Origin of the sequence: Paenibacillus dauci, from assembly GCF_000971985.1 — a bacterium.
In the GTDB taxonomy this organism is placed as follows: Bacteria; Bacillota; Bacilli; order Paenibacillales; family Paenibacillaceae; genus Saccharibacillus; species Saccharibacillus dauci.
Genome location: NZ_LAQQ01000017.1, coordinates 1 through 13,103, shown reverse-complemented (window position 1 = coordinate 13,103; position 13,103 = coordinate 1). Strand labels below are relative to the sequence as shown.

Sequence of the window (13,103 nt, the reverse complement as noted above, 5' to 3'; positions counted from 1 at the left end):
TCTCAGCTTCCTTCCTGTTCCAGCCGTACCTGAATCGCACGTGCATGACCTTCCAATCCTTCATGACGGGCGAGCTCCATAATGATATTACCATTTGTCAGCAGCGCTTCCTTGCTGTAATAGATCATACTCGACTTTTTGATAAAATCGTCCACATCTACCGGTGAAGAGAAGCGCGCTGTACCATTGGTCGGAATAATATGATTCGGTCCGGCAAAGTAATCCCCTACTGGCTCCGAACTGTAATTACCAAGGAAAATCGCTCCTGCATTTTCGATCATGCCCAGTACATTCATCGGCTGATCGACCATAATCTCCAGATGCTCCGGTGCCAGTCGGTTTACGATACGGATACCTTCTGCAATATCTTGTGTGACGATAATAGCGCCATAATTGCGAATTGAAGCAGTCGCAATCTCCTTGCGCGGCAGACTTTCCAGCTGTCGTTCCACTTCGGCTGCGACTGCATCTGCGATTTCCCGGGAAGACGTCACCAGAATCGCAGATGCCATCTCATCATGCTCGGCCTGGGACAATAGATCCGCTGCTATATAGACCGGGTTTGCCAGATGATCAGCCAGTACAACGATTTCACTCGGACCGGCGATACTGTCGATATCGACCACACCGTATACTTCTCGCTTGGCGAGAGCTACATAGATATTACCCGGACCGCATATTTTATCGACCGGCTCGATGCTATCTGTGCCATACGCCAGTGCTGCTATGGCTTGTGCGCCACCGATACGGTAAATCTCCGTTACACCTGCTTCGGCTGCTGTGACCAGAATATACGGATCGATGCCTTCGGTCCCGCCTGTTGCCGGCGGTGTCACCATCACAATCTGCGGTACACCGGCTACCTGCGCAGGAATCACATTCATCAGTACCGAGGAAGGGTATGCAGCTTTGCCACCAGGCACATATACGCCGACTCGCTGCAGTGGACGAATAATCTGACCGAGCAGACTGCCATCAGGCTGCATATCCATCCAGGAATTACGCTTTTGCTTCTGGTGGAACTGACGGATATTGTCCGCCGCCAGTGTAATGGCTGTAATAAAAGAAGGTTCTACCTGCGCGTAGGCAGCCTGTAGTTCTTCCTCCGTCACTCGCAGCTGGTCCGCTGCCAGCTCTACCCGATCAAACTGCGCAGTATATTGCAGCAGAGCTGTATCTCCCTCCTGCTTCACACGCTGTACAATCTGTTGTACCACAGCATTCTGCTCCGGTGAACCATACTCCACTTCACGCCGCAAATCAAATTCCTGTGCAGATACTATTCTCACAATACATTCCCCCTTGCTTCATACCTTGCTATGTCTGCGGGTACCCAAGCAGGATCACCCGGTCTATTGTCTACTATCTGATTTCCTGAGTCTCATTTGCTGTCGATGGCTGAATGACCTTTTGTAGCTGATCACACAGCTGCTGGATTTCTTCACTTTTCATCCGGTAGCTCACCCGGTTGGCAATCAATCGACTGGTGATACCGAATAGTTCCTCCATCTCGACCAGTCCATTTTCCCGTAGTGTCTGTCCGGTCTCTACCATATCGACGATACGATCAGCCAGTCCGATCATGGGCGCCAGTTCAATCGATCCATTCAGCTTGATCACTTCAACCTGCTGTCCGCGTTCACGGAAATACTGGGAAGCTACATTCGGATACTTGGTCGCTACACGCTGCTGAATACCCGGCTGCCAATCCGGCAGAGCAATTACAGACATGCGGCAGCGGGCGATTCCAAGATCGAGCAGTTCATATACATCGCGGTTTTCTTCCATCAGTACATCCTTGCCGACAATGCCAATATCCGCTACTCCATGCTCGACATAGATCGGTACATCAACTGGTTTAGCCAGAATGAACTCCATTTTTGCTTCTGGCAGCTCTACAATCAGCTTGCGCGATTCATCCACATCGGTTGGAATTGGAATACCCGCCTGCAAAAACAGCTCAGCTGCTTTTTTATAAATACGCCCTTTGGGCATCGCTACTTTCAGAATCTGACTCATAGGGTATACATCTCCCTGTTCTAATTTGCAGTTCTTGATTCGTGTTATTGGCTAATCGCCGGGCTGCCACTTTTAAAATGAACAATCTCTCCATAACCATCCGAAGAAAGATTATCATTTGTCGCTTCTGCAGCATACTCGGTAACTACCATTTTCCCCTGCTGCCGCAGACTCGCTGCATGGGCAAAAGCTTCGCGTCGGCTGGCTGCATCGTAAGTAACCATAATTGGTTTTTCCGGTTGTGGTACAGGTAGTTGCACTCCATCCAGAATTCGATTTGTTTTAAGTGCAAATCCGGTTGCTACCACAGAACGTCCAAACTGTGCCAGCAGATTATCATAGCGGCCGCCGCTGCAGATTGGTGATCCCAGCTCCGCTGCATAACCTTCAAACACCATTCCTGTGTAATAAGAGAAGTTGCCGATCATGGTCAGATCAATCATCACGTATTTCGAGATATCGTACGCTTCCAGCACTTCCCATACCTTGCACAGGTGACGAATCGAAGCGGATGCCTGTTCATTGCTGCTGATTTCCAGAGCCTGCTCGCAGATATCTTCGGCTCCCCGTAGCCGCAGCAGCCCTTCCAGCTCACTACGCTGCGCGTTAGACAGGTTAAAGGCAGATAATTGTTCCCGGAAGCCTACAAAGTCACGGTTTAGCAGTCGATCCTTGAGTGCCTCCTGCTCACGCACTTTGCCTGGCAATGCTTCTTCCAGAAGTCCGCTCAAGAAGCCTACATGACCGAGCGATATTTTGAAATTCTGCACCCCTGTCGCCTGCAGACAAGCAATGGCGAGAGCAATCACTTCCGCATCTCCTTCAGGAGAATCCACACCTACCAGCTCGGCTCCCGTCTGGAAAAATTCAGCTTCCCGTCCGGCTTCTTCTTCAATAGAGCGAAATACATTCGCATGATAGGCCAACCGGATCGGCAACGGCTCTTCTTTGAGGAGGGAGCCCATTACACGCGCGATCGGTGTTGTCATATCCGAGCGCAGCACCATCGTTGTACCACGGTTATTTAGCATTTTATATAGTTTACGGTCGGAGGTCGAGCTGGCGACTCCCACGGTATCGTAATATTCAAGTGTTGGCGTAATGATCTGGCGATAGCCCCACTGGGACATCGACTGAAGCACATTTTCTTCAATGTACCGCAGCTTGGACACGACATGCGGTAGATAATCACGCACACCTGTCGGTTTTTCGAATCCTTTTGGCTTGGACAAAACAGTCACCCCTGATCACACAATATTTTATCACATTAAAGTGGTACTTTGCTAATAAAGTAAAGGATATTTGATATATTACCACACCGTAACTGTACAGTCAATTGACATCCATTTCTCGATATAGCTTCTATAGTGCTTCCTTTGTGCTTTTATATCTGCCTCTTTATCTACTCAATTTACATACTACATTTTCAGGCAGCAGATGCTTTTCATCCAACTACTTCATAGGCACTTCTAATCGTCTATAGCCTTTTCGATTGCTCTCTATCCCAATTACCCACTGAATAGTCATTCTCCTTCTTATTTCCCGGAAAATAAAATCCGGAGGCTATTCGCTATCCTTCTATCCATTACGCTTATTTTTAGCTATACAAAAAGGCCACCTGCATTAGAGGTGACCTTTTAGATTTATTGATACAAGCTATTGCCTGCGCTATTCCTATTATGGACTGGTTCGCTGAACCGCATCCGTTTTACGCGTACGCTTGGTGCCATCATTACTATCGCGTTTCTTTTTGGATAAAGATGACGGAACACTTCCCAACAGTACCCATGAGAAAGGAACCCGTCTAAACATAATCTGAACAATAATTGAGGAGACCACCAAAGCAAAGATCAGACCTCCATAGATCCAGCAGAAATACGTAATCGTGCTCATCGAGAACTGATCCTGCGTCTCCCGGTAAAAGGCAAGCAGGAACGGATGAACCAGATACACAGCAAAGGATATCTCTCCCAGACGACGCAGAATCGCCAGCAACCATGCCGGTGCACGTCGATGCAGGATAAATGCGCTGTGGAACAATACCAGAGAAGACAACATCGTGTAGATATTCCACATGAATTCATACCAGAGCGAATCCAGCCATTCATTGGTCAGACGAGCATCATACCAGATCTGCACATAGATCAGACCGGTGATTAGCCAACTGGCCCAGAGCACAATTGTGCTGATCTTCTGGATACGCTGCATCTCGCTCCATTTGCTCATTACCCAGGAACGGAAAGGCTTGAAGTAAATCGCTACAAATGCCCCCATCAGGTAGTACGCAAAATACGATAGAGCAATACTTCCTTTACTCGCATAATGCAGATCATATTTGTTCCATAATACCCAGCCCCATTGAATCGCCAGACCAATTGGCAGCGCCCAGCGTGCGATCCAGCGCTGACTTTTGAGCAGTGCCAGCATCAGCGGGAAGAGAATATAGAACTGTACACTGATAAATACAAAGTACAGATGAGTCCAGGCCGAGCCATGGAAAATGGCATGAACATAGTCACCCAGCAATACGCCGATCGGTTCATCAAATCGATCATTATTATTGAGCTTATACAGGAAATATAGCGCCGAGATCAAAATATACGGCAGCAGAATGTACAGCATCCGCTTTTTATAAAAGCTGCCAATCAATTTACCGGTCAGCGGACGATCATAATAATTATAAAACAGTACAAAGCTGCTCAGGAAAATAAACGAAGGTGTACCGTACTTGAAAAACAGATTCAAAAAATTAAATACATAATACAGCGAGGTGTTGACGGCTTCTATCGTCGCATTGGACGTAGAATGCACATGCAGCACACCTATAATGGCAATAGCCCGAAAGAAATCAAGCTGTGGCAGCCGCTCTTTCTTGATTGGATTCAATGTTAAAGCATCTCCTTACAATTGAAATGGTACAACAGGTTATCGACTTTACTATTCCCGGGCTTGTCCATTCGCCCCATAAAGCCGCCATGTCTGCACCATTCTCATTCTCACATCCAGAATGTTATCTACCGCTATCCAGTACTCATTCTGAACCTTTTTGCTGCTCTGTTTGGTGGTCCGGAGAGGGATCCGTTAATATTACTTCATTAACATTGCCCAATATTTCCGGATTTTTCCGTGATAGTACACGCAAAGGATTACCACCGACAAAAGTACCGGCAGCTACATCTTTATGTACTACTGAACCTGCCGCCACAATAGCTCCATCTCCAATCGTGACTCCCGGCAGGATGGTACTGTTGGCGCCGATCATAACTTCATCGCCAATCACTACATCACCCAGACGGTATTCACGGATCAGATATTCATGGGCAAGAATCGTTGTATTATAGCCAATAACGGTATTTTTGCCGATTTTGATGCGCTCGGGGAAAAATACATCGACCATGACCATTAATCCAAACGCAGTATCCTGTCCCACTTCCATTCGGAGCAGATGACGATAAATCCAGTTTTTCATTTCCAGAATCGGACAGTATCTCGATATCTGTATAAAAACAAAATTGCGAACCCCTTTCCAGGGGCTCACTGTTTTATAAATTTGACGTAGCGCATTCCGATTGCCTTCCACGGGATAACGCTCCACTTTTCTCATCGGTCGACCGGATCCCCGAGTACCAGTTCATACAGATCACTCATGGTATGCAGAATATACGTCGGGTGATACTTGGACAACTCTGCTTCTCCTTTGAGTGACCAGGCAACAGCTGCCGAGCGTACACCCGCAGCTGCTGCTGCCTGCAGATCAGCCGGGCTGTCACCGACCATCAGCGCGCGCTCAGGCGATGAGTTCAATGCTGCCAGCGCTCTTTGTACAGGTTGTGCATCCGGCTTGGGACGCTCTACATCATCCAGCGTAATAATCACATCCATGTACTGGGCCATTTCGAACAGTTCCAGTACACGGGTTGTAGTCGCGCGGATTTTAGTGGTTACTACGCCCAGCTTGAATCCTTCTGCTTTGAGTCGTGCCAGCACTTCATTCACTTCCGGGAATGGAGCTACCATATCATCATGGTGCAGCGAGCTGTATTCGCGATAAGCAGCTACCAGCGCTGTCACATCCTCCAGACCGGAGAAAGTACGCAGCTGCTGTTCCAGTGTCAGACCCATATGAGGAATGATTTGTTCCCGGGTGAGTGCAGCAGCAGGCTGCTCACTCATGATATGAAGGAATGAAGAGATAATCAGCTCATTCGTATTTACAATCGTGCCATCCAGATCAAATAATATCGTATCTATCATGTTTGATTACTCCTTACGTTCAGGGTGCAGCTTTTCATGAGTATCCGACTCTGCTGTTTTAGAATTGCCTGCAGCAGTCGGATGCTCGGTATGATGATTATCCGGTACAGGATCATGATGAGCTACTTTGGTCGACAGAATCGGATCGCTATAGTGTTCTTTCGACCAGCCAGCACGGCGGCGAACAATAATAATAATGATCGCAGCCACGATCAGCACAAGAGACAACAGCTGGGAGACGCGAATATTGCCATATCCCGGTTCAATAGCGCCTTGCTCAAATCCAAACCAGGTCATTGGTGTCCATAGACTATTCACGAATGAAGCCAGCCAGACTGGACCATCAAAGGTAAGACTGTCGGTACGCAGTGCTTCGATAAAGAAACGACCAATACCATACCAGATAAAGTAGTACATAAAGACTTCACCGGCACGAACAAAATGACGGCGGCGCAGCACAAAGATCAGCAGAATGCCTACCAAGTTCCATAACGACTCGTACAGGAACGTTGGATGATGGAATACACCATTTACATTCATCTGATTAACAATGTAATCCGGCAAATGCAGATTACTACGCAGGAAGGACTCATCGACAGGTCCGCCGTAAGCTTCCTGGTTTACAAAGTTCCCCCAACGGCCGATCAGCTGACCTGCCAGCAAACCCGGTGCACAAATATCAGCAATCCGCCAGAAATTGTAGCCTTTATAACGTGTATAGATCACGCCACAGAGAATAGCACCGATCAGTGCACCATAAATCGCAATGCCGCCATTCCAGATTTTGAATACATCTACAAAGTTATCTTTGTAATCCGGCCAGCGAAAAGCAACATAATAGATTCGCGCAGCGATAATGGCGGACGGTACTCCGAACAATACCAGATCCATGAAAAATTCTTGCGGAATCCCGAACCGGTTTCCCTCCCGTAGCGCCAGTACCAGACCCACCAGTGCACCGAGGCCCAGGATCAGACCGTACCAGTGCACCTCCAGTGGCCCGATTGCAAAAGCAATCGGATTAATTAAAGCTGTCCCCATGCATACCCTCTCCTTAATCCAGTTCGTCGAGATCTTCGGCGATCGTCTCGGTCAATTTGTGCGTGAATTGGAGAGCTGCATTGTACCCCATACGCTTCAGGCGGAAGTTCATTGCCGCCACTTCAATGATAACAGCCAAGTTACGGCCGGGACGTACAGGGATGGTAACGAGTGGTACATCGGTATCGATGATTTGCGTCGTTTCTTCATCCAGACCGATACGGTCGTACTGCTTGTCCTGCTGCCATGCTTCCAGACGTACTACCAGCGTAATACGTTTATTGTTGCGAATCGCACCTGCGCCAAACAGAGTCATCACGTTGATAATACCGACTCCGCGGATTTCCAGCAGATGGCGGATCAGTTCTGGTGCTGTACCATGCAGCTGATTATCCGACGTCTGACGGATTTCTACCGCGTCATCCGCGATCAGGCGGTGTCCGCGCTTGACCAGTTCCAGCGCTGTTTCACTTTTACCGATACCGCTACTGCCGGTAATCAGCATACCTACACCGTATACGTCTACGAGTACACCGTGAATCGTTGCTGTAGGTGCGAGCTTTTTCTCCAGGAAGTTGGTAATCCGGCTGTGCAGGATTGTTGTAGACAAATTGCTGCGCAGTACAGGCAGATTATGGGCATCACTGGCTTCGATCAGTTCCTCGGGTACTTCGAGACCACGTGTAACAATAATACATGGTGTATCTTCATTACATAGCTTGCCCATACGCTCTGCTTTTTCTTCATGGGTTAGCATTTTAAAAAAAGCGAGTTCTGTTCTTCCCAGAATTTGTACACGCTCTGTAGGATAGTATTCAAAATATCCTGCCATTTCCAAACCGGGCCGGTTCAGATCATCTACGATAATGTTTCGTTTTAAGCCCTGTCCCCCGGATACAACCTCAAATTGGAACATCTGCACTAATTCCGAAACCTTCACATGTTTAGCCATACTGTTCTTCCTTTCCCTGAGTGGATCCCTTGTCTCGTATTTGATTATGACCATAAATCGGAGTACATATTATTCCCAATGTACCAATGGTAATGGAAAACGGTACTGAAATCAATTATATCAGCAGATTAACCGCTTTATTGTGGTCATACATCATCACTCAGAACAAAGGCTCTCATAGCAGTCAGAACATACGAGCTTCTCACTTCTCACTTCTCACTTCTCACTTCTCACTTCTCACTTCTCACTTCTCACTTCTCACTTCTCACTTCTCACTTCTCACTTCTCACTTCTCACTTCTCACTTCTCACTTCTCACTTCTCACTTCTCACTTCTCACTTCTCACTTCTGATTAAGTGTATCTCTTCATTATGAACAGTCTATGATGAAATCCTGTTTTTAAATCATTTTATGTATAATTACATAATGTCGTATAACCATCTGAACCCAGCCTATATAAAACCCATTAAAAAACAGCTATCTTTCGGATCTGCTACACCTACACCTACACCTACACCTACACCTACACCTACACCTACACCTACACCTACACCTACACCTACACCTACATAAATTATGCTGCAGGCTAACAAGCAATTGCAACAAAAAAGCTTACCGTACCCTTATATTAACAGGCACGATAAGCTTTTATCGTATTGATCATCAATCTGCTGTTCACTAATGATCAGATTCATTTACATTATATTCAACCGGGTTACTGTATACAATTATACAGTTGCTGGCTCCGTGTAGAACAGGTTATCTTCGGATTGCGGATCGAAGAGATGTGCTTTATTCATATCAATTGCCATCGTTACAGTTGCATTGTCACGTGTAGTGGAACGTCCGTCTACACGAGCGATAACTGTATCGGAGCTGATACCGCCCAGGTACAACAGTGTTTCGTGACCCAGGTTCTCGGATACATCCACTTTTGCAGTAAATACGGTATTCGGTGAAGCTTCCAGGAATACTGGCTCTTCGTGAATATCTTCTGGACGAACACCCAGAATTACTTCTTTACCGACATAACCTTGCTCTTTCATTACCTGTGCTTTACCACCTGGCAAGCTCAGTTCCAGACCGGATGCGGAGAAAGTAGTTGTTCCGTTTTTCTCGGACAGTGTACCACGGATAAAGTTCATTGTAGGAGATCCGATAAATCCGGCTACGAACATGTTGCGCGGATGGTTATACAGCTCTTCTGGAGAAGCAGCCTGCTGAATGATACCTTCTTTCATAACGACGATGCGATCGCCCATGGTCATGGCTTCGATCTGATCATGCGTTACATAGATAACAGTCGTTTGCAGACGTTTTGCCAGTTTTGTGATTTCCGCACGCATCTGACCACGCAGTTTGGCATCCAAGTTGGACAGCGGCTCATCCATCAGGAAGACTTGTGGATCACGAACAATCGCACGTCCCAGTGCGACACGCTGACGCTGACCACCGGAAAGCGCTTTTGGTTTACGCTCCAGCAAATGCTCGATATCCAGGATTTTCGCTGCTTCGCGAACACGTCTGTCGATTTCTTCTTTTTTCACTTTACGCAGTTTCAGACCAAATGCCATATTGGAGTATACATCCATATGAGGGTACAGGGCGTAAGATTGGAATACCATCGCGATATCGCGATCTTTTGGAGCTACATCGTTAACTACACGGTCTCCGATGTACAGTTTACCTTCAGAGATTTCTTCCAGACCTGCAATCATACGCAGCGTCGTGGATTTACCACAACCGGAAGGACCAACCAGTACCAGAAACTCTTTATCTTTAATATCCAGATTAACGTCAACTACTGTAGCTTTATCGGAACCCGGGTATTTTTTGAAAATATGCTCTAAACGTACGCCTGCCATAATAAAAAACCTCCCTGAATATAGATGTAGTTTTTTTGAATCTTGCCTCATACCGACTTCTTATCAAAGTCAGATGAATACTTGCGAAGCTTTTCATTATTAAGTCTTTAATCCTTGGTAAAAAAATGATCCGCTTATCTGTAAACGCTTACCAAATTGATTCTATTCTTGATTGTAGTGGAGCTGATCTGTAGGCTATCTACCGATCATACACTCTATAACAACCGTCATAGATCAAATTCGGTCCCCTTTTCATTTGCAGTATGTATAATCACTGTCATGCAGCAGAAAGGATGGGAGCAAGTACAGGATAAAGAGCAAATCATCCAACCGGCTAGCTATCCATTCATTTTACGAATGTTTGAAACCGGTTTCTTTATCTGTTTCTATCTTACTCCAAACCTCTCTTCCACTCCATCCACAAACTATACAAAAAAAAATCTAACTTTTTGTCACTTTATACAAAAGCAGCGTCAAACGCATCAATACAGCATCTTCAAACCGACGTACATCCAGCTGCGTCTCCTGCTTAATCTTGTCGAGTCGATATAATAGTGTATTACGATGAATATAAAGCTGCTTGGCTGTTTCACTGACATTACAATCCATTTTGAAGAAAGTCTCCAGTGTACTCACCGTTTCTTCGTCTCCAAACAGATGCGAGTGGTCTTCCGCCGAATCCACAAACCGTTGTCTTTCTTCTACAGGTATACGGTATAGCAGACTTTCAAGACGCATTTCCCAGGGAAGATGAATATGATCAGATACGTGGAATAATTTACCCAGATGAATCGTCTCTCTTAACTGAGCTACCGTCTGTACCAGCCTATCTGCTGGTATCAATGGACGTGCCACACTAATATGGAAGACTCCGACCCATTCACTCGCTACAAGTTCATGCAGACCGAGTGCAAAAGCGGTTAGTACATCCTCTTCAGTATCCTCCTGCTCACTATATATCTCTCGTCCGGAATGAGCAGAAGAATCATTCTGCTCTTCATCTTCGAGCAGATTGTGATTCGCCAGAATAAGCCATTCATTATCGTGGAGCGGAATAAGCAGCAATTCTCTATCGAAGTAACTGGATAACAACTTCTCCAAATCCTTGAGCTGCAGATTACCGGTCTGCAAACTATCTACTATCAGCAGAAAAGGAATCATCGAAATATTCAGACGCTGACGCAGCACAGTCTCATCAGTTATAGCCTCTGCAGGATTGCGGCTGCTCAACTGACGAACAATCCATTGTCCCAATTCTCGCGCAGCCCGTTCGGATTCGTCTGCAGCATTAACTGGCTGCTCTAACTCCAATCCGATCACAGAAGGAAGCAGAAGCTTTAACAGTTGATATACCTGCTCTATCCTTTTTTCTTCTGATGGATGTGCTACACCTATGTGATCCCGATGTGCTTCTAAACTACTAAAGTCTTCGATTTGCTGACTCTCTGCTTCATCTATTTTCTGTCTTATAACGAAGGTATCTGTGTCTGTGTCTGTGTCTGTGTCTGTGTCTGTGTCTGTGTCTGTGTCTGTGTCTGTGTCTGTGTCTGTGTCATCAAACGATACAGCTTTAAATGGTGCATTGGAAAATATAATTTCCCAAACAGTAACTTCCTTCGCCTGCATAACTACAGGAATCAGATAAGAATTAGACTGTATATTCTCCACACATAATGTATCTGATGGCTTATGCTTTACTTTTGGAGCTTTTCTATTTTCCCATTGCTCTATTGTCCACTGATGTTCAGCAATAGAACATCCAATAATGTGCTCAATTTGTTGCTTTAGACTGATCAGATTCATAATTATATTCCTTCTCCATTCTTCCTTACAATCCATCTAGCAAGGGCATAAGAATATAAAACATTCGTAGGGATATTCTTTCCAAAATTCCACTATTGCTTTTATTATTGCTGAATTTCATTATTCAGTAACTTTATTTTATCCTATTTACCAGGCAAAGTATAAATATAACGCACTGTACTCCAATAAACCGATCATTTAATAGATTCATTATTAAAAAACATAAAAAAAAGCACCTTGCTTTTCAGCAAGATGCTTTTATATGATGAGCCATGAAGGACTCGAACCTTCGACACCCTGATTAAAAGTCAGGTGCTCTACCAACTGAGCTAATGGCTCGTAATAAAACTGGTGGAGGCTGATGGATTCGAACCACCGAACTCGGAGAGAACAGATTTACAGTCTGCTGCGTTTGGCCACTTCGCTAAGCCTCCACAAAATAAAGGTGGCTCGGGACGGAATCGAACCGCCGACACGAGGATTTTCAGTCCTCTGCTCTACCGACTGAGCTACCGAGCCATACTGATATTTAATTAAAAAATGGCGGAACCGACGGGATTTGAACCCGCGATCTCCTGCGTGACAGGCAGGCATGTTAACCCCTACACCACGGTTCCAGGGTTAAAAATGGTGCCGGCGAGAGGATTTGAACCCCCGACCTACTGATTACAAGTCAGTTGCTCTACCAACTGAGCTACACCGGCACATAATGGTGGAGACTGAGGGGATCGAACCCCCGACCCTCTGCTTGTAAGGCAGATGCTCTCCCAGCTGAGCTAAGTCTCCAGGTATGTATGGTAGCGGCGGAGGGGATCGAACCCCCGACCTCACGGGTATGAACCGTACGCTCTAGCCAGCTGAGCTACACCGCCATAGTAAAAGTAATTCAATGTTACTGTTCATTACTATATCATACCTAGTAAGTTTTAGTGGCGGAGAGAGAGGGATTCGAACCCTCGCACCGCTGACGCAGTCTAACCCCTTAGCAGAGGGTCCCCTTATAGCCACTTGGGTATCTCTCCAGAAGAATACTTACTACAGTTGCTCCCTGAAAACTGAATCCGAAACGAAACCTCGCTGCTTTAGAAAGCTTTATTGGATAAGCCCTCGACCGATTAGTATTGGTCAGCTCCATGCATTGCTGCACTTCCACCCCCAACCTATCTACC

10 protein-coding genes and 8 tRNA genes are annotated in these 13,103 nt (G+C 46.1%); all 18 read right to left on the bottom strand.

Features of this window, described 5'->3' with window-relative positions:
- Positions 1–2 precede the first annotated feature (2 nt).
- The 18 genes from hisD to WH46_RS22255 all read right to left on the bottom strand — a co-directional run bounded on the left by hisD (position 3) and on the right by WH46_RS22255 (position 12,956).
- Positions 3–1,289 carry a histidinol dehydrogenase gene (gene hisD, locus WH46_RS22340; protein ID WP_046228420.1) on the bottom strand — a complete coding sequence of 429 codons (1,287 nt, stop codon included), beginning with the start codon at positions 1,287–1,289 and terminating at the stop codon, positions 3–5.
- 73 nt (positions 1,290–1,362) lie between these two features.
- Positions 1,363–2,019, bottom strand: a complete 657-nt coding sequence (gene hisG, locus WH46_RS22335; RefSeq protein ID WP_046228419.1) for an ATP phosphoribosyltransferase — start codon at positions 2,017–2,019, stop codon at positions 1,363–1,365.
- Positions 2,020–2,063: 44 nt separating this feature from the next.
- The gene (locus WH46_RS22330) at positions 2,064–3,251 is read right to left on the bottom strand and encodes an ATP phosphoribosyltransferase regulatory subunit (protein ID WP_046228418.1); all 1,188 of its coding nucleotides are present in this window, start codon (positions 3,249–3,251) and stop codon (positions 2,064–2,066) included.
- 445 nt (positions 3,252–3,696) lie between these two features.
- Entirely contained in the window at positions 3,697–4,905 is a 1,209-nt protein-coding gene (locus tag WH46_RS22325) for an acyltransferase (RefSeq protein WP_046228417.1), read from the bottom strand.
- 145 nt (positions 4,906–5,050) lie between these two features.
- Positions 5,051–5,623 (bottom strand): acyltransferase, encoded by a 573-nt coding sequence (locus WH46_RS22320; RefSeq protein ID WP_046228416.1) that lies wholly within the window; start codon positions 5,621–5,623, stop codon positions 5,051–5,053.
- Entirely contained in the window at positions 5,620–6,273 is a 654-nt protein-coding gene (gene ppaX / locus WH46_RS22315; protein ID WP_046228415.1) for a pyrophosphatase PpaX, read from the bottom strand. Before ppaX ends, WH46_RS22320 begins: the two co-directional genes overlap by 4 nt.
- 6 nt (positions 6,274–6,279) lie before the next feature.
- Entirely contained in the window at positions 6,280–7,314 is a 1,035-nt protein-coding gene (gene lgt, locus WH46_RS22310) for a prolipoprotein diacylglyceryl transferase (protein ID WP_046228414.1), read from the bottom strand.
- A gap of 13 nt (positions 7,315–7,327) precedes the next feature.
- Positions 7,328–8,266 carry an HPr(Ser) kinase/phosphatase gene (gene hprK, locus WH46_RS22305; protein ID WP_017814854.1) on the bottom strand — a complete coding sequence of 313 codons (939 nt, stop codon included), beginning with the start codon at positions 8,264–8,266 and terminating at the stop codon, positions 7,328–7,330.
- 728 nt (positions 8,267–8,994) lie between these two features.
- On the bottom strand, positions 8,995–10,131 hold the full coding sequence (locus WH46_RS22300) for an ABC transporter ATP-binding protein (RefSeq protein ID WP_017814853.1): 1,137 nt from the start codon (positions 10,129–10,131) through the stop codon (positions 8,995–8,997).
- A 441-nt stretch (positions 10,132–10,572) separates the two neighbouring features.
- On the bottom strand, positions 10,573–11,934 hold the full coding sequence (locus WH46_RS24450) for a PucR family transcriptional regulator (RefSeq protein ID WP_231584401.1): 1,362 nt from the start codon (positions 11,932–11,934) through the stop codon (positions 10,573–10,575).
- A 266-nt stretch (positions 11,935–12,200) separates the two neighbouring features.
- Positions 12,201–12,273 (bottom strand) — tRNA-Lys (locus tag WH46_RS22290).
- A 10-nt stretch (positions 12,274–12,283) separates the two neighbouring features.
- Positions 12,284–12,368 (bottom strand) — tRNA-Tyr (locus tag WH46_RS22285).
- A 12-nt stretch (positions 12,369–12,380) separates the two neighbouring features.
- Positions 12,381–12,453 (bottom strand) — tRNA-Phe (locus WH46_RS22280).
- A 22-nt stretch (positions 12,454–12,475) separates the two neighbouring features.
- Positions 12,476–12,551 (bottom strand) — tRNA-Asp (locus tag WH46_RS22275).
- Between the two features lie 11 nt (positions 12,552–12,562).
- Positions 12,563–12,638 (bottom strand) — tRNA-Thr (locus WH46_RS22270).
- A gap of 6 nt (positions 12,639–12,644) precedes the next feature.
- Positions 12,645–12,720: transfer RNA gene (locus WH46_RS22265), tRNA-Val, on the bottom strand.
- A gap of 9 nt (positions 12,721–12,729) precedes the next feature.
- Positions 12,730–12,806, bottom strand: a tRNA-Met gene (locus WH46_RS22260).
- Between the two features lie 58 nt (positions 12,807–12,864).
- A tRNA-Ser gene (locus WH46_RS22255) sits at positions 12,865–12,956 on the bottom strand.
- Positions 12,957–13,103 lie beyond the last annotated feature (147 nt).

Excerpts from the sequence above, each read along its gene's own strand:
- WH46_RS22320 (WP_046228416.1), bottom strand. The coding sequence starts at position 5,623 with ATGAGAAAAGTGGAGCGTTATCCCGTGGAAGGCAATCGGAATGCGCTA.
- lgt (WP_046228414.1), bottom strand. The coding sequence starts at position 7,314 with ATGGGGACAGCTTTAATTAATCCGATTGCTTTTGCAATCGGGCCACTG.
- WH46_RS24450 (WP_231584401.1), bottom strand. The coding sequence starts at position 11,934 with ATGAATCTGATCAGTCTAAAGCAACAAATTGAGCACATTATTGGATGT.
- ppaX (WP_046228415.1), bottom strand. The coding sequence starts at position 6,273 with ATGATAGATACGATATTATTTGATCTGGATGGCACGATTGTAAATACG.
- hisG (WP_046228419.1), bottom strand. The coding sequence starts at position 2,019 with ATGAGTCAGATTCTGAAAGTAGCGATGCCCAAAGGGCGTATTTATAAA.
- hprK (WP_017814854.1), bottom strand. The coding sequence starts at position 8,266 with ATGGCTAAACATGTGAAGGTTTCGGAATTAGTGCAGATGTTCCAATTT.
- WH46_RS22300 (WP_017814853.1), bottom strand. The coding sequence starts at position 10,131 with ATGGCAGGCGTACGTTTAGAGCATATTTTCAAAAAATACCCGGGTTCC.